General features: G+C 73.9%; 20 protein-coding genes and 1 tRNA gene. 5 read left to right on the top strand and 16 right to left on the bottom strand.

Annotation, left to right across the window (positions count from 1 at the left end):
- Positions 1–30: 30 nt before the first annotated feature.
- The gene (locus ACFOYX_RS26500; RefSeq protein WP_322440659.1) at positions 31–1524 is read left to right on the top strand and encodes a CYTH and CHAD domain-containing protein; all 1494 of its coding nucleotides are present in this window, start codon (positions 31–33) and stop codon (positions 1522–1524) included.
- Between the two features lie 37 nt (positions 1525–1561).
- On the opposite strand, the gene ACFOYX_RS26495 is transcribed toward ACFOYX_RS26500, so the two are convergent.
- The 4 genes from ACFOYX_RS26495 to ACFOYX_RS26480 form a co-directional block, all read right to left on the bottom strand.
- Complete coding sequence (locus ACFOYX_RS26495; RefSeq protein WP_109805090.1) at positions 1562–1882, bottom strand: hypothetical protein; 321 nt, start codon at positions 1880–1882, stop codon at positions 1562–1564.
- Positions 1883–1910: 28 nt separating this feature from the next.
- Positions 1911–2669: a Bax inhibitor-1/YccA family protein gene (locus ACFOYX_RS26490; RefSeq protein WP_322440660.1), complete on the bottom strand. Its 759-nt coding sequence runs from the start codon at positions 2667–2669 to the stop codon at positions 1911–1913.
- 127 nt (positions 2670–2796) lie between these two features.
- Positions 2797–3633: a Bax inhibitor-1/YccA family protein gene (locus ACFOYX_RS26485; RefSeq protein WP_322440661.1), complete on the bottom strand. Its 837-nt coding sequence runs from the start codon at positions 3631–3633 to the stop codon at positions 2797–2799.
- A gap of 109 nt (positions 3634–3742) precedes the next feature.
- Positions 3743–3823 (bottom strand) — tRNA-Leu (locus ACFOYX_RS26480).
- Between the two features lie 102 nt (positions 3824–3925).
- Here ACFOYX_RS26480 and ACFOYX_RS26475 point away from each other — a divergent pair.
- Positions 3926–5758, top strand: coding sequence for a hypothetical protein (locus ACFOYX_RS26475; RefSeq protein ID WP_322440662.1), 1833 nt, complete (start codon positions 3926–3928; stop codon positions 5756–5758).
- Positions 5759–5889: 131 nt separating this feature from the next.
- Here ACFOYX_RS26475 and ACFOYX_RS26470 read toward each other — a convergent pair whose 3' ends face one another.
- From ACFOYX_RS26470 to ACFOYX_RS26420, 11 genes are all read right to left on the bottom strand, one after another.
- A complete protein-coding gene (locus ACFOYX_RS26470) occupies positions 5890–7221 on the bottom strand; it encodes an NAD(P)/FAD-dependent oxidoreductase (protein WP_322440664.1) in 1332 nt (443 codons plus the stop codon).
- A 101-nt stretch (positions 7222–7322) separates the two neighbouring features.
- Positions 7323–7883 (bottom strand): hypothetical protein, encoded by a 561-nt coding sequence (locus ACFOYX_RS26465; protein WP_377534508.1) that lies wholly within the window; start codon positions 7881–7883, stop codon positions 7323–7325.
- Positions 7884–7891: 8 nt separating this feature from the next.
- Positions 7892–9262 (bottom strand): DUF58 domain-containing protein, encoded by a 1371-nt coding sequence (locus tag ACFOYX_RS26460; protein WP_322440666.1) that lies wholly within the window; start codon positions 9260–9262, stop codon positions 7892–7894.
- Positions 9262–10269 (bottom strand): MoxR family ATPase, encoded by a 1008-nt coding sequence (locus tag ACFOYX_RS26455; protein WP_130331740.1) that lies wholly within the window; start codon positions 10267–10269, stop codon positions 9262–9264. Before ACFOYX_RS26455 ends, ACFOYX_RS26460 begins: the two co-directional genes overlap by 1 nt.
- Positions 10266–10850 (bottom strand): hypothetical protein, encoded by a 585-nt coding sequence (locus ACFOYX_RS26450; RefSeq protein WP_322440667.1) that lies wholly within the window; start codon positions 10848–10850, stop codon positions 10266–10268. Before ACFOYX_RS26450 ends, ACFOYX_RS26455 begins: the two co-directional genes overlap by 4 nt.
- A 114-nt stretch (positions 10851–10964) precedes the next feature.
- Positions 10965–11699 (bottom strand): DUF4129 domain-containing protein, encoded by a 735-nt coding sequence (locus ACFOYX_RS26445; RefSeq protein WP_109805080.1) that lies wholly within the window; start codon positions 11697–11699, stop codon positions 10965–10967.
- A 19-nt stretch (positions 11700–11718) separates the two neighbouring features.
- Positions 11719–12432 carry a uracil-DNA glycosylase gene (locus ACFOYX_RS26440; RefSeq protein ID WP_322440725.1) on the bottom strand — a complete coding sequence of 238 codons (714 nt, stop codon included), beginning with the start codon at positions 12430–12432 and terminating at the stop codon, positions 11719–11721.
- Positions 12433–12451: 19 nt separating this feature from the next.
- A complete protein-coding gene (locus ACFOYX_RS26435; protein ID WP_322440668.1) occupies positions 12452–13138 on the bottom strand; it encodes a dienelactone hydrolase family protein in 687 nt (228 codons plus the stop codon).
- 110 nt (positions 13139–13248) lie between these two features.
- Positions 13249–13743: a hypothetical protein gene (locus ACFOYX_RS26430; protein WP_322440669.1), complete on the bottom strand. Its 495-nt coding sequence runs from the start codon at positions 13741–13743 to the stop codon at positions 13249–13251.
- A gap of 132 nt (positions 13744–13875) precedes the next feature.
- Complete coding sequence (locus ACFOYX_RS26425) at positions 13876–14892, bottom strand: HAAS signaling domain-containing protein (RefSeq protein ID WP_322440670.1); 1017 nt, start codon at positions 14890–14892, stop codon at positions 13876–13878.
- Positions 14889–15221, bottom strand: coding sequence for a PadR family transcriptional regulator (locus tag ACFOYX_RS26420; protein ID WP_088969841.1), 333 nt, complete (start codon positions 15219–15221; stop codon positions 14889–14891). The genes ACFOYX_RS26425 and ACFOYX_RS26420 overlap by 4 nt, the downstream gene beginning before the upstream one ends.
- A 79-nt stretch (positions 15222–15300) precedes the next feature.
- On the opposite strand from ACFOYX_RS26420, the gene ACFOYX_RS26415 reads away from it, so the two are divergent.
- Positions 15301–15930, top strand: a complete 630-nt coding sequence (locus tag ACFOYX_RS26415; RefSeq protein ID WP_322440671.1) for a LysE family translocator — start codon at positions 15301–15303, stop codon at positions 15928–15930.
- 22 nt (positions 15931–15952) lie between these two features.
- Here ACFOYX_RS26415 and ACFOYX_RS26410 read toward each other — a convergent pair whose 3' ends face one another.
- On the bottom strand, positions 15953–16303 hold the full coding sequence (locus ACFOYX_RS26410) for a VOC family protein (RefSeq protein WP_109805074.1): 351 nt from the start codon (positions 16301–16303) through the stop codon (positions 15953–15955).
- 616 nt (positions 16304–16919) lie between these two features.
- On the opposite strand from ACFOYX_RS26410, the gene ACFOYX_RS26405 reads away from it, so the two are divergent.
- Both ACFOYX_RS26405 and ACFOYX_RS26400 read left to right on the top strand, forming a co-directional pair.
- Positions 16920–17948 (top strand): RNA polymerase subunit sigma-70, encoded by a 1029-nt coding sequence (locus ACFOYX_RS26405; RefSeq protein ID WP_322440672.1) that lies wholly within the window; start codon positions 16920–16922, stop codon positions 17946–17948.
- 298 nt (positions 17949–18246) lie between these two features.
- The coding region (locus ACFOYX_RS26400; RefSeq protein ID WP_377534493.1) for a DUF6069 family protein at positions 18247–18449 on the top strand (203 nt) is incomplete at its 3' end.

Raw genomic sequence — 18449 nt, 5'->3', positions numbered from 1 at the left:
GGCGTACCCGGGTCCGGGTACCGTTCCGACATGGCGACGGTCGTGGAACGGGAGCGCAAGTACTCCGGTGACGAGGGGTTCCGCCTGCCGGACCTGACGGGGTGCGGTGGCGTCACGACCACGTCGGACGCCACCGCCTTCGACCTCGACGCGGTCTACCTGGACACCGCCGACCTCCGGCTGGCCCGCAGCGGGTTCGCGCTGCGCCGGCGTACCGGCGGGCACGACGCGGGCTGGCACCTGAAGGTCGGCTCGGCCGGCGGCGACCGGACCGAGTACCAGTTCCCCGCCGGGCCGGACGACACCGACCCGCCGGCGGAGCTGGTCGCGCTGTTCCGGGCCGCGTCCCGGGGACGGCCGGTGGCCCCGGCGGCGCGGATCACCACCCGTCGGACCGAGCGCCGGCTGCTCGACGGGCGGGGCCGGGTGCTGGCCGAGGTCGCCGACGACACCGTCGAGGGACGAGACCTGGTCACCGACGAGCGGCAGGCCTGGCGGGAGATCGAGGTCGAGCTGGTCGACGGCGACGACGCGCTGCTCGACGCGGTGGACGCCCGGCTGCGGGCGGCCGGCGCCCGCCCGGTGCCGGTCTCCAAGTCGCACCGCGCGCTGGCCACCCGGCTCGCCGCCCCGGCGGCCACCCCCGATCCCGGCGCCGCGCCCGTCCTCGACTACGCCCTCGCCCACCGGGACGTGCTGATCGCCAACCACCCCGGCGCGCTGGGCGCCGACGAGGACGCGGTGCACGACATGCGGGTCGCCGTCCGCCGGCTGCGGTCCACCCTGCGGACCTTCCGGGGGCTGTGGGACCGCCGGCAGAGCGAGTGGCTGCGGGCCGAGCTGCGCTGGCTCGGCGCCCAGCTCGGCGCCGTCCGCGACACCCAGGTGATGGCCGCCCGGCTCACCGACGCGGTGCACGCCGAGCCCGCCGACCTGGTGCTCGGCCCGGTCGCGGCGCGGATCTCCGCCCGGTTCGCCGCGGACCTGGCCACCGCCCTGGACGAGCTGCGCGCGGCGCTCGACTCCGACCGGTACACCGCCCTGCTGGCCCGGCTGGACGCGCTGCTGGAGGGGCCGACCGCGCGGACGGTCGACGCGCGCTGGGTCGCCCGGCGGGTGCGCCGGGCGGTGAGCCGGGCGGACGACCGGCTGGACCGGGCCCTCGCCGGTGACCGGCCGGACGACGCGGCGGAGGACGTCGCGCTGCACGAGGCGCGGAAGGCGTACAAGGCAGCCCGGTACGCCGTCGAGGTGCGCGAGCCGGCGGTCGGGAAGCCCGCCGGCAGGCTGGTCGACCGGCTCAAGGACCTGCAGGACCTGCTCGGCGCGCACCAGGACTCGGTGGTCACCCGCGAGGTGCTGCGGCGGCAGGCGCTGCGCGCGTACGCCGACGGCGAGAACACCTTCACGTACGGCATCCTGCACGCGCGGCAGGCCGCGACGGCGGGCCGGGACGTGCGGGCCGTCGCCCGGGCCCGCGACCGGGCCCGGCGGCGGAAGCTGCGGCGCTGGCTGAAGCGCTGACCGCCGCCGCGCCAGCGGTCCGCCGGCAGCCGCGCGGTCAGAGCGCCGAGCGGGTCCTGCTGACCGCCTCGGCGGCCCGGTCGAGCACCGCCTCCGGCGGCCCGGCCGCCAGCAGATCGGCCGCGACCACCCGGAGCTGGTCCGGCAGCACCAGGTCGTTGCCCAACCGGGGTACGTCCCGGCGCGGCCCGCCTTCCACGTCCGCCGCCAGGTTGGCGAGCTCCTGCACCAGCTTGTGCACCAGGTCGGCCCGGGACACGTTGCCGCCCTCGGCCGACGCCGACCACCGGGGCTGCTGCCAGTGACCGACCTGACGGACCAGCAGATCCACCGCCCGGTCCAGTTCCGCTGCGCTCATCGCCGCCGAGTCTACGAGGGGCCGGCGGTCACCGGCGCAGGTAGCTGAGCAGGCGCAGGATCTGCCAGTACAGGAAGATCAACCCGACCAGCAGGCCGAACGCGCAGAACCAGGCGTACCGGCGGGGCAGGCCGGCCCGGACCGACCGCTCGACCAGGTCGAAGTCGAGGATGAAGCTGAACGCCCCGGCGATGATCGCCACCACCGAGATCAGGTACGGCAGCCAGCCGACCCGACTGGTGAGGCTGTACGCCTCCACCCCTTGCCGGCCGGTGAGCAGGTAGGTGACCAGGTTGACGAGGCTGATCGCGAGGATGCCGATGAGCGTGCCGGCGACCAGCCGGGCGAGCCGCGGGGTGGCGCGGATGAGCCGGGCCCGGTAGAGCAGCGCCATGCCCAGGAAGACGCCGAAGGTGCCGATCACCGCCTGCACCACGATCCCCGGGTAGATCAGCTCGAAGGCCCGGCTGGCCACACCGAGCAGCAGCCCCTGGAGCACGGCGTACGCCGCGATGAGCGGCGGGTTGGTGATCTGCTTCAGCGAGATGACCAGCACCAGCACCAACCCGGCGATCGCGGTTCCGGCCAGCGCCGCCGAGAGCCACACCGCCTGCGGGACCACCACCCAGGCGACGGCGGCGGTGACGCCGGTGAGCAGCAGCAGGCCGACCGTCCGGGTCACCACGTCGTCCACGGTCATCGCCTCGGCGGCCCCGACCCCGAGCACCTGGCGTTCGGTCCGGCCGACGTCGTCCAGTCGGGTCAGCACCGCGTTGGCACTCCGCACCGCGACCTCCTCGCCCGACGTACCCCCGGGTCCCACTCTGCCCCGGGCGGCCCGGGGGCGACGGGAAAACGACAGCGCCCGCCGCCGCTGTCGCGGAGGCGGGCGCCGGGATCGGGCGGCGGGCGGGTCAGTCGTCGCCCTGGAAGTAGCTGAGCAGGCGCAGGATCTCCAGGTAGAGCCAGACCAGGCCGACCACGATGCCGAAGGCGGCGATCCAGGAGTAGCGCTGCGGGAGCCCCATCCGGACGCCCTCTTCGATCTCGTGGAAGTTGAGCACGAAGCTCAGCGAGGCGACCACGATGCAGACCAGGCTGAAGCCGATGGCCAGCGGGCTGCCGTCGCGCAGGTGGGTGTTGACGCCAAAGAGGGCGAGCACCAGGTTGATCAGCATCACCGCGAAGAGACCGACCATGACCGAGATCATGATCCGGGCGAACTTCGGGGTGGCTCGGATGATCCGTGCCTTGTAGATCACCGCCATCAGGAAGAAGACGCCGAAGGTCGCCACCACGGCTTGCAGCACGATGCCGTCGTAGAGCGACTCGAACGCCTTGCTGACCATGCCGACGAAGACGCCCTCGACGACCGAGTACGCCACGACCAGCGCCGGGTTCGCCATCCGCGAGAACGAGATGATCAGGCCGAGCGCCAGGCCGACGACGGCGGCGCCGATCCAGGTGACACCGACCAGGGCGTCGGGCACGAGCACCCACGCCGCCGCGGCGGAGGCGCCGAGGAGGCCGAGCAGCATGACCGTCTTGACGACGACGTCGTCGAGGGTCATCGGGGTCACGGTGGGCGGTGCCGCCGGGTAGCCGGTGCCGGTCGGGTACTGCTGCTGGTAGGGCGCGTACTGCTGCGGGTAACCGGGCTGTCCGTACGGCCCGGGCTGGGCGTACCCGGCCGCCCGCTCACGCTCGGCCGCCTGGCCGAGCCGGGCGAGCACCGGGTTCGAGGTCTTCACTTCTCAGGCCTCCCTCAGGGGGTCAGTGCACGTGAACGTGCACCCTCAAGGGTAAACGGGGCTCGCAGCCCACGCCGGGCGGAAGCTGTGGGAAAGCTGAGAGTCTCGGTGCCCGGGGCGGGGGTCGAACCCGCACGCCTTTCGGCAGCCGCTTTTAAGGCGGCCGTGTCTGCCGTTCCACCACCCGGGCGGGTGACACCGGCGCGGCGACACGCGGCGGTGCAGTCTCACCGTAGTCGTTGCGCCCGGACCCGGCGTACCCCGTGCTGGTCGCGCCACTATGGTCGAGGCCGTGACCAGCGCAGCCCGCACCGCCCCCGGGCCCGACCCCGGCCAGGCTGTCCGCCTCGAACCGGAGGTCGCCCGCCCGTCCCGGTCCGCCCAGCTGCTGGCCACCGCGGTCCGCCATCGCGCGGACCTGCTGGCCGGGCTGCTCTTCGCGCTGCTGGCGGGCTGGCTCACCCACGGGCTGTGGCCCTCGCCCGGGCAGCGGATGCTCGCGCTGAACCCCGAGGACCAGACCCTCTACGAGTGGTTCCTGGCCGTCGACTCGCGCGCCCTGCTCGGTGACTTCAACCTGCTCACCGACCGGCTCAACGCGCCGGACGGGGTCAACCTGATGACCAACACCACGGTGATCGCGCTCGGGGTGCTCCTCGCCCCGGTCACGCTGCTGGTCGGGGCGCCGGTCACCTTCGCGCTGCTGGCCGCCGGGAACCTGGCCGGCACGGCGGCCGCCTGGTACCTGCTGTTCACCCGGACGCTGCGGGCCCGCCGGCTCGCCGCCGGGCTCGGCGCCGCACTGTGCGGCTTCGGCCCCGGCATGATCTCGCAGAGCAACAGTCACCTGCACATGACCGCGCAGTGGCTGGTCCCGGTGATCGTCTGGCTGGTGGTCCGGCTGCTCCGGGCCGCCGACCCGGCCGGCACCCTGGACGGGCCGGACCGCCGCCGGCTGGCCACCTCGGCGGTCGGGCTGGCGGCGGCAGTCACCGTCCAGGTCTTCGTCGGCGAGGAGGTGCTCTTCCTCGCCGCGCTCACCCTGCTGGTGATGACCGTCGCCTACGCGGTGACCGACCGACCGCTGTTCCGGCGAGCCCTGCCCCCGTTCGGCGGCGGGTTGATGCTCGCCGCCGGCCTGGCGCTGCTGGTGCTGGCGTACCCCCTCTGGTACCAGTTCGCCGGGCCACAGGGGGTCGCCGACGGGATGTTCAGCCCGCACTACTTCTCCGCCGACCTGAGCAGCTGGTGGACGATCTCCCCACTCTCGGTGCTGGGCAGCGACACCTCGTCCCACCTGACCACCGGGCCGGCCGAGTACAACACCTTCCTCGGCTGGCCGCTGCTGCTGGTCACCGGCGCCTGCGCGGTCTGGCTCGGCCGCCGGCCGGTGGTCGTCGCCTGCGTCGCCGGGGCGCTGGTGATGGGCGTGCTGTCACTCGGCCCCGAGCTGGTGATCTCCGGCGAACGGACCGCGCTGCCCGGCCCGTACGCCCTGCTGGGCGGCCTGCCGGTGGTGGACGGCGCGCTGCCGATGCGGTTCGGCCTCGCCCTGCTGCCGCTGGCCGGCACCCTGCTGACGGTCGCGGTGGACCGCGCCCTGCGCGAGCCCGGCCGGGCCCGGCGGCTGGTCCCCCTGGCGGTCGGCGCGGCCCTGCTCAGCGTCTTCCCGGCGCCGCTGCCGACCACGGACCGGCCGGCGTTGCCGGCGTTCGTCACCGCCGGACACTGGCGGCAGTGCGTACGCCCCGGCGGGGTGCTGGTCCCCGTGCCGCCCGCTACCCCGAAGGACCCGGGGCCGATGCGCTGGGCGACCGCGGCGGACGCGGAGTTCGGCATGCCGGAGGGCTTCTTCATCGGCCCGTACGGCCGGGGCGGCTCGGCCACCATGGGCACCTACAAGCGCCCCACCTCGGCACTGTTGGCCGAGGTGGCCAAGCGGGGCGTCCCGGCGGCGATCGGCGACGAGCAACGGCGGCAGGCCGCCCGGGACGTCCAGTTCTGGGGGGCGTCGTGCGTGGCGCTGACCGACGACGCCCCGCACGCGCCGCTCCTGCACAAGACGCTGGAGCAGCTCTTCGGCCCCGGCACCCGGATCGCCGACGCCTGGACCTGGCGCTTCTGACCCACCCGCGGGCGCCACTCGCGTCCGAACAGAAGCGCCGGCTCACCGAGGTGTTGCGTGGGTTGAAGCAGAGCGAGACGAAAAGGGCCCGCCGCCACGACAGCCGTGGCGACGGACCCTTCCATACCAGCTCAGCTGCGCTGCGCGCCGACCGGCAGGGAGGCCTCGGCGAACTCCTCACGCGGGTCGTGCAGCTGGCCCAGCGCGACCACCTCGCGCTTCAGGAAGAACGCCAGCGACCAGTCGACCACGACCCGGACCTTGCGGTTGAACGACGGGATCCGCGACATGTGGTACGTCCGGTGCATGAACCACGCCGGCCAGCCGGTCATCTTGATCCCGTAGACCTGCGCCACGCCCTTGTGCAGGCCGAGGCTGGCCACGCTGCCCGCGTGCTTGTGCTTGTAGTTGACCGGCTCGCGACCGCGGATCACGTTCACGATGTTGTCGGCCATCCGGGCGGCCTGCCGGACCGCGTGCTGCGCGCTGGGCGAGCAGAAGTTGCCCGGCTCCTTGGTCAGGTCCGGCACCGCGGCGCAGTCGCCGGCGCTCCAGGCGCCCTCGACGACCCGGTCGCCGTCCACGATCTGGAGGGTGGGCAGGCAGGTGACCCGCCGGCGCTCGTCGCGCGGGAAGTCCGTGGCGTCCAGCATCGGCGAAGGCTTCACGCCGGCGGTCCAGACGATGGTGTCGGAGCGGAAACTGTCGCCGTCGGAGAGCTTGACCATCCCGTCGACGCAGGACTCCAGCCGGGTGTCCAGCCGGATGTCCATGTTCCGCTTGAGCAGCTCCTGCACCGTGTAGGCGCCCATGTCCCGATCGACCTCGGGCAGCACCCGCTGGGTGGCCTCGACCAGGACCCAGCGCATGTCCTCCGGCTTCAGCTCCGGGTAGTAGCGCATCGCGTCCCGGGCCATGTCCTCCATCTCGGCCAGCGCCTCGATGCCGGCGTAGCCACCGCCGACGAAGGTGAAGGTCAGCGCGGAACGGCGGACGTCCGGGTCGGTCGTGGCGGCCGCCACGTCGAGCCGGTCCAGCACGTGGTTGCGCAGGTAGATGGCCTCGCCGATGGTCTTGAACCCGATGCCGTGCTCGTGCAGGCCCGGAATCGGCAGCGTCCGGGACACCGAGCCGGGGGCGACCACCACGTGGTCGTACTGGATCTCCCGGGTCGGGCCGCTGATCGGCTGCACGACCGCCGTCTTCCGGTCGTGGTCGATCCGGGTCACCGTGCCGGCCACCACCTTGCACCTGCGCAACTCCCGCCGCAGCGGCACCACGGAGTGCCGGGGCGAGATGTTGCCGGCCGCCGCCTCGGGGAGGAACGGCTGGTAGGTCATGTGCGGCTGCGGGTCGACGACGACGACCTCGGCCTCACGGGAGCTCAGCTTCTTGGACAGGCGCAGAGCGGCGTACAGGCCGACGTGCCCGGCACCCACGACAAGGATCCGCTTCGGATTCACGTCATCTATCTTTCCCCGGGCGGCTCGGCTAATCCCGTTCGAGACCCCCTTCTGTGACCGAGCACAACACCTGTGACCTGCACAACGTCCTGCCCGTCCCGTTATCTGCGACGCAACAGCCACCCGAGCAACGCGCTGACGGCCACCGCGACCAGCAGTCCCGCCACCGTGGCCGCCTGGAAGCCCCGGTCCGCCCCCGCCCCGCTGAGCCCGGCCAGCAGGATGCCGAGCACCGCGCTGGCGAGCACCACCGCACCGGCCCGGGCCAACCACCGCAGGATCAGATCCGGGTCGACCACCCCGTCGAAGGGCAGCAGCGCGACCAGCGCGCAGAGGGTGTGCGCCAGGTAGAGCAGCGTCGCCACGGCGAGCAGTCGCCACAGCGCGATCGGCCGGTCGAAGCCGGCCGAGGCCAGCAGCCACCCACCGACCGTGACCAGCGCCGCGAAGGTCGGCCAGACCCGGCGCGGCCCGGCCGCCGGCAGCACCGCCACCACCGTGAGGGCCAGCAGCGCCCGCGGCGCGAAGACCTGCACGGGGTACGCCAGCAGGAAACCGACCAGCACGGTCAGGAAGATGGCGGCCCGGACCAGCAACGGAGCCAGGCTGACCCGGGTGGCCGCGTACCGCACGGCGCGGACCCGTTCGTTCACCGCCTCCAGCACGTCGTTCATCGGGTACCCACCCGGGGGGCGGTGGCCAGCCGGGCGACGTCCCGGAGGACCTGGTCCAGGCTGCCCGCGCCGGCCCAGCGCACCACCGGCACACCGTGCTCGCGGAGCTGACCGATCATCGTGTCCCGGTCCAGCCGCCACAGCCGGTACGCCACCTCGGCCCAGCCCCGGTCCTTCGGCGGCGGCAGGTCGGCCGGCAGGGTGTCCACCGCGACCACGAACCGTCCGCCCCGGGCGAGCCGGGCCAGCATCTGCGCCGACCGCTCGTCCAGCAGCGGGGTGAGCACCACCACCAGCGCGTCGGCGGAGAGCACCTGCGGCCCGAAGACCTGGTCGTACGGCTCGTGCGGGGAGGCCTCGGCGTGCACGTCGAGCAGCCACTCCAGCACCGTCAGGTACTGCCGGCGCCCGGTGGCCGGGCGCAGCCGGCGGGCGGCCGGACCGTACTCCAGCATCGCCACCCGGTCGCCCCGGTGCAGGTAGTGCTCGCCGATCGCGGCGGCCGCCCGGACCGTGGTGTCGAGCACCGACGCGGGACCGTTGACACCCCCGGAGCGGCCCGCCTCCGCCAGCACGTCGAGCAGCACCACCACCTCGGCGTCCCGGTCGGAGAGGGTGGCCGCGACGTGCAGCTGGCGGGCCCGCAGCGAGACCCGCCAGTCGATCCGGCGCAGCCGGTCACCCGGGGCGAAGACCCGCACCCCGGCCAGCTCGCCGCCTTCCCCCGGCCGCCGGGAATGGTGCGCGCCGACCAGCCCGGCCGCGCGGGGCATCGCCTCCACCGCCTCGAAGGGCTCGGTCCTCGGGTAGACCCGCATCCGCACCGGGTCGGTGATCACGGCCCGGGAGACCAGCAGCCCGTCCGCGCTGGCGACCCGGGCGCCGGCCGGACCGATCGGGTGCCGGCCCCAGCGCAGCGCCGTACCGGACAGCTCCAGGTCGACCGCCGTGCCCCTCGGCACGGAGGTGACGAAGGGCCGGTCGGCGCCCCCGGCGCGGGCCACCTGCAGGCCCGTCCCGCCGAAGCCGACCTTCTCCACCCGCAGCCACGGCGACATCCGGGTCCGCACCACCGCCACGTCGTACGACACGGTGTCCGGGTTGCCGACGGCGACCGTGGCGGTCATCGGGCCGCCCTCCACCAGGTGTGCGTCTCCGGTGCTGATCTCCAGCTGCGGCCCGGCGGTGGGCCGTCGGCGCAGCGCGTACGCGGTGCCGAGGGCGAACGGCGTGGCCAGCACCACCAGGTCGACCCGGCCGAACAGCACCGCCGCGATCAGCAGCAGCCCGGTGAGCAGCACCGCCCGGCCGAGCGCCCAGGTGGGTGCCCAGCCCGTCGCCGGCTCCGGCTCGTGACGGCTGGCCATCAGCGCCCGGGCCGCCCGGCCGCGTAGCTGGGCAGCGCGCCGCTGGCCGGGGCGGGCGTCTGCTCGAGGACCTCACCGACGACGAAGGACGGGTCGACCCGGCGCAGCCACATCTCCGGGCGCAGCGTGATCCGGTGGGCCAGCGCGGGCACCGCCACCTCCTTGACGTCCTCCGGCACCACGTAGTCCCGGCCGGCGAAGACGGCCCGGACCCGGGCCAGCAGCAGCAGCGCCAGCGAGCCGCGCGGGGAGGCGCCGACCAGCGCGGACGGGTGCTCCCGGGTGGCCGCGGTGAGCGCCACGATGTAGCGGCCGATCGAGTCCTCGACCACCACGTCCTCCAGCGCGGCCTGCATGGCGCGCAGCGTGGCGGCGTCCACCACCGGCTTGATCTCGGCCTCCTCGCGACGGCGGGCCATCCGCCGGCGCAGCACCTCCCACTCCTCCTCGTGGTTCGGGTAGCCGAACGACACCCGGAGCAGGAACCGGTCGAGCTGCGCCTCCGGCAGCGGGTACGTCCCCTCGTACTCGATCGGGTTGGCGGTGGCGAGCACGTGGAACGGCTCGTCCAGCCGGTAGGTGACGCCTTCGACGGAGACCTGCTTCTCCTGCATCGCCTCCAGCAGCGCCGACTGGGTCTTCGGCGGCGTCCGGTTGATCTCGTCGGCGAGCAGCAGGTTGGTGAAGACCGGGCCGGCCCGGAACGAGAAGTCGCCGCTGCGCTGGTCGTACAGGAAGGAGCCGGTGACGTCGGCGGGCAGCAGGTCGGGGGTGAACTGAAGCCGGCGGAAGTCCAGCCCGAGGGCCTGCGCGAAGGAGCGCGCGGTCAGCGTCTTGCCCAGCCCCGGCAGGTCCTCCAGCAGCACGTGCCCACCGGCGAGGATGCCGGCGAGGACGAGTTCCAGCGCCTCCCGCTTGCCGACCACGACCGTGCCGACCGCGTCGAGCACCGCCCGGGCCAGTTGGCCCACCTCGGCGGGGGGCATGCTCCGGTCCACGTCGTTCAACACAGCTTCTCCAGTTCGGTGACGATCGCCGCGAGGTCGCGCGGCGACGGGCGGCGGCGGGAGGGCGTGCTGAGGAATGTCCACAGCGGCTCCCCTAGCAGGGTGCGGGCGCGGGCCGGGTCGGACTCGCGGGTGATGCCGTGCTTCTGGCGCAGCCGCTCGTCGGCCAGCTCGCCGATCCGGGGCAGGACCCGCTCGGTGAACCGCTCGCGGTTGCCCGCGCACCAGTCCAGCGGGCGTTCCCACCCGTTGATCGCGGCGCGCAGCGCGTCCCGGGCGGCCCAGTTCCAGCTGCCCGGCTCCTCGCCCGCCGGCGCACGGTAACCGGCCCGGGGCGGTGGCGGGGGCGACAGCGCGGCGGTGACCCGCCGGACGGCGAGCAGCGCGAGCACCCCGGCGACGACGATCCACAGGGAGACCTGGAGGCCGACCGTCCGCAGGCCCGCCACGACGACCGCCACGATGGCCGCGGTGACCGCGAGGGTCCGCAGCACCAGGCGAACCCGCCCGCCGCGGGGCGCGACGGCCGGTCCGGCCGGTTCCTCCTCGAACGACAGCAGGTCGTCGATGCTGGTACTCACGGCGCCACCTCGGTTCGCGACTGCGGGGCTCGCAGGACCGGCTCACTCCTCGCGCTCACGGCGCCACCTCGGTTCGCGACTGCGGGGCTCGCAGGACCGGCTCACTCCTCGCGCTCACGGCGCCACCTGGCCGGCGAGGTTGGTCAACTCGCCGCGCAGCCGGCGCAGGGCCGCCCGGGCCTGGTCGCGCATCCGCTCGTCGACGGTGTGCGTGGCGTACCGGGCCTCGCGGTAGACGTGCGCGAACCCGTCCAGCACGTCCGCGCTGGCGATCGCCGGGACGCCGGCCGCCGGGTCGCCGCGCAGCAGCCGGCTGACCAGATCGGTCGGGGTGTCCCCGGCGAGCCGGGGCACGCCGGCCTCCTCGGCGGCCTCCTCCAGCCGGACCCAGCAGGCGATCACCGCGGTCCGCGGGTCGGTGGCCCGGTCGTCCAACTCCACCAGGCCCGCGTCGAGCGCGGCCACCACCTCCCGGGCGGTGCCCTCGGCGGTACGCCGGGCCCGCTGCGCCGGGATCGCCCGGGTGGTCCGCCGCAGCGCGCCGCGGACCAGCGTCCAGCCGACGTACCCGATGGCGAGCAGGGCCGCCAGGCCCAGCACGACCATGGCGGCGGTGACGATCCAGTCCGGGATCTGCGCCTGGGTGGCCTCGGCGCCGTCCCTCGGCTCGACGGCGATCGACGGCGCGGGCTCGGCGGAGGGGTAGTCCGGCACGTAGGGGATGTTGTCGGCGGCGGGCGGGATCCGGCTGGCCCCGATCGAGGAGTGCCCGGCCGCCAGCGCGGCGACGGCCAGCAGGACGGTCACCGCCGCGATCGGCCACCACCTGCGCAGCACGCCGAGGTCCATCCCACCGCCCCACGCATCCTCAGTCCACCCCGGCCAACTGCTTCGCCCGGGCGAACACGTCGTCCAGCATCCCTGGTGTCAGCCGCCCGGTGAAGGTGTTCTGCTGGCTGACGTGATAGCAGCCGAGCAGCGCCGGTGCGGAGCCGCCGGACCAGTGTGCCCCATGGCCGAAGGCCGGTCGCGGACTGGGCGGCCGGACCCCGTACACGTCGCGCAGCACCGGCCACCACGCGGCCCAGGCGAAGGCACCCAGCGCGACCACGACGCGCAGGGTGGGCCGGATCAGCGCGACCTCCCGGTGCAGCCACGGCGCGCAGGTGTCCCGCTCGGCCGGGGTGGGCTTGTTGTCCGGCGGTGCGCAGCGCACCGCGGCGAAGATGCGGGTGTCCCGCAGGGTCAGGCCGTCGTCGGAGGCCACGCTGGTCGGCTGGTTGGCCAGGCCGGCGCGGTGCAGCGCGGCGAAGAGAACGTCGCCGGAGCGGTCCCCGGTGAAGATCCGGCCGGTGCGGTTGCCGCCATGCGCGGCCGGTGCCAGCCCGAGGATGGCGGTCCGCGCGTCGGCGGCGCCGAAGCCGGGCACCGGGCGGCCCCAGTACCGCTGGTCGCGGAAGGCCGCCCGCTTGACCCGGGCGACCTCCTCCCGCCAGGCCACCAGGCGCGGGCAGGCGAAGCAGTCGCTCACCGCGGCGTCGAGGTCGGCGAGGTCGGTCGCCCGCGCGGCGCGGGCGACCACCTCGTCGGGCGTACGCGGCTCAGCCAAGCTTGGCCCGGAAGAGTTCCAGGGTGCGGGCCCAGGCGGTGGCGGCGGCCCGCTGGTCGAACTTCTCCGGCCGGTCCTCGTTGAAGAACGCGTGTGACGTGCCCGGGTAGTCGTAGGTCTGGCAACTGCCGCCGGCCGCCTCGATGGCCCGGCGGGCGGCCTGCACGCCGTCCGCGGACGAGAGGCCGTCCTCTTCGGAGCAGTGGATCAGGGCGGCCTTGCCGGCGTAGTCGGCCCAGTCGGCGCGCATCCCCTCCCAGGGCAGCCGGGGGTAGAAGCCGGCGGTGGCGACGATCCGCTCGGAGAACGTCGCCGACCAGAGGGCCAGGCTGGCGCCGGCGCAGAAGCCGGCGCAGCCGACCTTGCCGGTGACCTCGGGACGGCCGGCGAGGTATTCCGCCGCGGCGGCGATCTCCGTCGCCGCCTCGTCCATCTGCGGCCCGTTCAGCATCTGTCGCGGCTCGGTCGGCTTGCTGGCCGGCTCGCCGTGCCGGAAGTCCGGGGCGAGGGCGACGAACCCCGCCTCGGCGAAGCGGTCCACCACCGCCCGGACGTGGGGCACGAGACCCCACCAGTCCTGGATGACGATGACCGCCGGGCTGGCCACACCGCCGGAGGGTATCGCGAGATACCCCTCGCTCGTCCCTCCGTTGCTGGTGAAGCTCACCGTCTCGCCCATGGCCCGTCCTCCTAGCGGTCAGTCATCGTTGGCTGGTCGCCCAGTGGTCCTACGTGCGGGTAGCCTGCCACGCCGCCACCACGCCGGGGAAGACGCGAGAACAGTGGCATTCACCTCCCGTTCGCCTTCCGGACAAGGCAGAGCAGGTAGCCGTCGCCGTCACCGCCGACGCGGTAGAGGACGTATCCGTCGTCGCCGGGGCGGAAGTGCGGCTCGCACGCCACCGCCGACCGGCTCCGCGCGGCGGCCGGGTCGTCCACCCGGCCGACCACCGCGTACGCGGCCCGGGCGCCGGTGCAGGGGACGATCGTCGCGTCGTCGACCGACGTAGCCCCGGTGCCGGCGACCCGGGGCAGCTCGGCGACGCAGTCGCCGGCCTTCGCGTCGGCCGTGCCGTCGCGGCCCAGCAAGCCGCCGAGGGGTCCGGGACCGAGCTTGAGCACCGCGCCCACCGCGAGCGCGACCAGCACGCCGAGGATCAGCACGACGACGCCGAGGACCGTGCCGATCCGGGACCGCCCGGCGGCCGGTGTGGACGGGGCGGCGGGCTGCTGCTCGCTCTCCCGTGCGGGGGGTGCGGGAGCGACGGCGACCTGCTCTGACACGGGCGTTCCTTCCGGGGTTGGGTGAGAGCAAGCGACACCGTAGCGATCAAGATCGGGTCGCGCTGCACCGCCCCGTCCATCATGGACGCACGAGGGGCGCCCACCGGATCGGTGGGCGCCCCTCGGTGTGGTTCAGCGGGTCGGGCTCGGCTCCGGGACCGTGCCGGTCGGGGCCGGAGTCACCGTCGCGCTGGGGACCGCGGTCGGCGTGGCGGCCGCCGTCGGCAACGAACTTCCCGACGGCGCCGGGGTCGCCCCGCCCCCGTTCGCCCCCGGCGGCACCGGTGCCGTGGCGGGCGGCCGCGGCCGGAACGGGGCCATTTCCGGGCAGTACGGGTAGCCGGTGCGCAGCGCGGCGTCCGGCTGGGCCGGGTCGACGCACGACGGGTAGCCGAGCCGGATCGGCACGCCGTTCTGGTCGAAGAGCCGGGCGTTCTCCACCAGCCGCCCCTCGCTGTCGTAGACGAAGACGTCCTGGACGCTGTCGTACCGGTCGCCGACCGACACCCCCTGGTAGCCGAAGTCGTCCCACTGCGACCGCTCGTCGAGGTTGACGAGCAGGACCAGCCCGAAGACCACCAGCACGAGGGCGCCGGCGTGCATCAGCCGGCGCGGCCACCGCCGCAGTCGGTCGGAGTTGCGACCGAGCCAGATCGAGGCCAGCACGGCGGCGACGAGCACGAGCAGGCCGGTGACCTCGCTGAGGAAGGGCCGGGGCACGAGGGTGAGGTCACCACTGAAGATCGCCGAGAGCAGTGCCGCCGCCAGGTAGCCGCGCAGCACCCACCAGGCCGGCCGGAGCAGGCGGAGGAACTCGCTCGCCGAGGCGTACCCGAGGATCGGACCGAGACTGGTGTCGAGGCCGGACAGCCGGGCGCGGGCCCGGTGCGCGGCGGCGGCGATCCGCCGGTTCAGGCCGCCGCGGGCGCCGAGCGGCTCGCCGGCGCCGGCGGCCGCGCGCAGTTCGGCGGCGTACGCCTCGGGCTCGCCGAGCCGCTCGACCAGCGTGCCGTCCGCCTCGGCGGCGACCTCGGTCAGGTGCTCCGGCAGGTCCTCGGTCAACTCGTCGCGGACGGCGGGCGGCAGGTCGGCCAGTGCGGCCCGCACCCGGTCGACGTAGTCCGCGATGTCCTGCCCAGTGACGGTCATGCCGCCATCCCCCGATCGTCGAGCAGTGCGTCCATGGTCGTGGCGAACGAGCGCCAGGTCTTGCCGGAGCGGGCGAGCTGGTCCCGGCCGGCGGCGTTGAGGGCGTAGTACTTGCGGTGCGGGCCGGATTCGCTCGGCACGACGTAGGTGGTGAGCAGGCCGGCGGCGAAGAGCCGGCGCAGGGTGCCGTAGACCGAGGCGTCGCCGACCTCCTCCAGGCCGGCCTCGCGCAACCGGCGCAGGATGTCGTAGCCGTAGCCGTCCTCCTCTCGGAGCACGGCGAGGACGGCGAGGTCGAGCACGCCCTTGAGGAGCTGCGTGGTATCCACGCTTTCGACACTAGTGCGGATTGCGGAGTACCGTCAAGAAAACACTAGTGCGCGTCGGCCCCGTCGTAGGGTCGGAAGCATGTCGTGGAGCAGCTACGGATCCTTCCTGGTCTTCGCCACGGTGCTGATCCTCATCCCCGGCCCGGACTTCGCGGTGGTCACCCGGAACACCCTCGCCGCCGGTCGACGGCGCGGCAGGTGGAGCGCGGTCGGGGTGACCGGCTCGAACGCCGTGCAGGGCGTCGCCGCGGCGGCCGGGCTGGGCGCGCTCATCGTCCGCTCCCAGCCGCTGTTCGAGACGATCCGCTGGGCCGGCGTCGCCTACCTGGCGTACCTGGGCGTGCAGGCCTGGCGCTCGGCCTGGCAGGGCCGGTACGCGCCGCTGGCCGACGGCGGCCCCACCCCGTCCGGCGAGGCGTTCACCGGCTTCCGGCAGGGCTTCCTGTCCAACATCACCAACCCGAAGGTGCTGGCCTTCTACCTGGCCGTGCTGCCGCAGTTCGTCGGCGGCTCCGCGCCCCTGGCGGTGCTGCTGCTGTTCGCGCTCAGCCACGCGGTGCTGGGGCTGGCCTACCTGCTGGTGCTGGTCGCGACGATGAACCGCGCCCGCGACCTGCTGTCCCGCCGCCGGGTCCGACGCTGGCTGGACGGGCTGACCGGGGTGGCCCTGCTCGGCTTCAGCGCGCGCCTCGCCACCGAGCGCGCCTGACCACCGCCCGCCCGCTCGGCTGCTACACCCTGTGCTGGGTGACGTTGATGACGGCGCCGTTGGGGTCGCGGACGAAGAACCGGCGTAGCCCCCAGGGCTCGTCGGTGAGCGGGTAGACGATCTCGGCACCCGCGGCGACGCACCGCGCGTGCACGTCGTCGACGTCGTCCACCTCGATCGACACGTCGGGGTGGACGTCCGCGCGGATGTCCCGCTTCATGACCGAGAGCTGGACCTCGCGGGTCTCCCCACCGAAGAACAGGATCCAGTCGAGCCCGTCACCGCCGTCCAGCCCGATCAGGTCGGTGTAGAACCGACGGCTCCCGTCGAAGTCCTCGGAGCGGATGTTCGGCTTGATCCGCTTGACCGCCATTTCGGCAGCCTAGGCGGCTTACCCCGTCAGCGCGAGGCTCCAGGCGATGCCGTCCGGCAGTTGCGACAGAATCTGCGCTGGACGGGTCAGAGATAGAGCGTTTTCCAACCTGATCTTGCAGGTCAGGGCGGGTGTGGCAGACCCGGACATCGATGAGGGCGAGGCTCCAGGTAAGACCGCCCGTCCCGCACTGCGGGTCGCCGCGGCGTTCACCGAGCTCGCCGAAGCGATCTGACAGGTAGTCGGCGGGCCTAGCGTGTCCGCCGATCCGGTAACGCAACAGCGCCGGGGTTCGAATCCCTTCGGGCGCGCATCTCCCCAGGTGAGCCGGGTCTCGGCTCCAAGATCAAGCCCATCCCTTTCGGTGGACCTCGTGCCGTGCCCGTGCGTCCATGCCCGCCGCGTCGTCGTGAACCAGGGGATCCCGGCACGCGCCAGGCGGTCGCGCACCCACGCCCACTCCGGCGGACCCGCGCCCTCCTCGCCGTACCGCGCGTCGTGCTCCGCCACCGGATCCGTCACTGGATCAGCCATGCCGATCGACCCGAGTGATGAGTTGTCGCGCCCGCACCCGTCACACCTACGACGGGACACGACGAGACGGAAGGATGACGTGATGAGTGCGGACACGCGGCTGGAGGAGCTGGGCGTGAGCGGTCTGGGCGGGAGCGGTCTGGGCGGGTGCGGTCTGGGCGAGGTCGACGAGCCGGCGTTCTCGGGGCTGGCGGAGCGGCACCGGCGGGAGCTGCACGTGCACTGCTACCGGATGCTCGGGTCGTTCGAGGACGCCGAGGACACCGTGCAGGAGACGTTCCTCCGTGCCTGGCGGCGGCGGGAGACCTTCGAGGGGCGGTCGACGTTCCGGGCCTGGCTGTACCGGATCGCCACCAACGCCTGCCTGGACCTGCTCGCCAAGTGCCGCCCGGAGCCTGCGACCGGCGGCGAGGTGCTGTGGCTGCAGCCCTACCCGGACCGGCTGCTCGACGAGCTGCCCGCGGGCGATGCGGACGAGCCGGAGAGCGTCGCCGTCGCACGGGAGACGATCGAGCTGGCGTACCTGGTCGCGGTCCAGCACCTCGCGCCGCGCCCGCGGGCCGTGCTGATCCTGCGGGACGTGCTCGGCTGGCCGGCGAAGGACGTCGCGGAGCTCCTCGGGGACTCCGTCAACTCCGTGAACAGCGCGCTGCAGCGGGCCCGCGCCGGCATGCGGGAGCACCTGCCCGCCGAGCGGCAGGACTGGACCGGCGGCGAGGAGGACGCCGGGACGCGCGAGCTGGTGCGCCGCTTCACCGACGCCAGTGTGGCCACGGACATCGACGTGCTCGCTGCCATGCTGCGGGACGACGTCCGCTGCTCGATGCCGCCCACGCCGGGCCTGTACGTCGGCCGCGACGCGGTGGTGAACAGCTGGGTCGAGGATGGATTCGATGGCATGAAGGGCCTGCGCGCGGTCCCCACCTCGGTGAACCGGCAGCCGGCCGTCGCCTTCTACCTCTGGCGGAAGCGGGAGGGCGCGTACCTGCCGCTGACGATCGACGTCCTGCGCGTCACCGGCGGGGCGATCAGCGAGATCGTCATCTTCCACGACGACCAGTTCCCGCGGCTCGGGCTGCCGGAGCGCCTGCCGGCGGACGGCACGGAGTAGTCCCGGTGTGGACGCTCGCGCTGCGCGGTGGCGCGCGTGTCGCGGTGGTCGCGGCGCAGTGGTGCGACGCGTTCGGCGTCGTCACCCGGGGGCGGGTGCAGCTGGAGTTGCGCGACGGCGAGCCGGGGCCGGTCGTCGGACGCGACGCCGGGTTCTGGCTCCGCGGCACGGGCGTCCGCGCCCTGCGGAACCCTGGCCGTCGCACGGCGAGGGTGCGCATCGTCACGCCCAGGGCCAGGACCGTCACCTGCCGGTCAACACACCCCGTACGCCAGTTACCGAGGGATGGAGGAACGACATGAACAGCATGGATGACACCGGGGTCGTCGCGGGCCCGGCATCGGGCCGGACCAGGCACACCCACCGACTCCGCGGGCTCGCCGGCACCGGCTTCATTGCCACGCTCGCGGCGATGGTGGCCACTACCCTCGCCGCTGCGCTTGCCCAGGCCGTTGGCGTCGACTTCGAGGTCCCCGATGGTGGCGAGACGATCCCGTTGTC

This window comes from Micromonospora sp. GCM10011541 (assembly GCF_042650725.1).
GTDB classification, from domain to species: Bacteria; Actinomycetota; Actinomycetes; order Mycobacteriales; family Micromonosporaceae; genus Micromonospora; species Micromonospora sicca.
Note: the sequence above shows the minus strand (reverse complement) of the source record. Positions and strands in the feature narration are given on the sequence as shown.

Coding starts and splice junctions, on each gene's coding strand:
- ACFOYX_RS26500 (WP_322440659.1), top strand. CDS start 31: ATGGCGACGGTCGTGGAACGGGAGCGCAAGTACTCCGGTGACGAGGGG.
- ACFOYX_RS26435 (WP_322440668.1), bottom strand. CDS start 13,138: ATGGGCGAGACGGTGAGCTTCACCAGCAACGGAGGGACGAGCGAGGGG.
- ACFOYX_RS26410 (WP_109805074.1), bottom strand. CDS start 16,303: ATGGCGGTCAAGCGGATCAAGCCGAACATCCGCTCCGAGGACTTCGAC.
- ACFOYX_RS26425 (WP_322440670.1), bottom strand. CDS start 14,892: ATGACCGTCACTGGGCAGGACATCGCGGACTACGTCGACCGGGTGCGG.
- ACFOYX_RS26405 (WP_322440672.1), top strand. CDS start 16,920: ATGAGTGCGGACACGCGGCTGGAGGAGCTGGGCGTGAGCGGTCTGGGC.
- ACFOYX_RS26460 (WP_322440666.1), bottom strand. CDS start 9,262: ATGGCCAGCCGTCACGAGCCGGAGCCGGCGACGGGCTGGGCACCCACC.
- ACFOYX_RS26495 (WP_109805090.1), bottom strand. CDS start 1,882: ATGAGCGCAGCGGAACTGGACCGGGCGGTGGATCTGCTGGTCCGTCAG.
- ACFOYX_RS26445 (WP_109805080.1), bottom strand. CDS start 11,699: ATGGACCTCGGCGTGCTGCGCAGGTGGTGGCCGATCGCGGCGGTGACC.
- ACFOYX_RS26415 (WP_322440671.1), top strand. CDS start 15,301: ATGTCGTGGAGCAGCTACGGATCCTTCCTGGTCTTCGCCACGGTGCTG.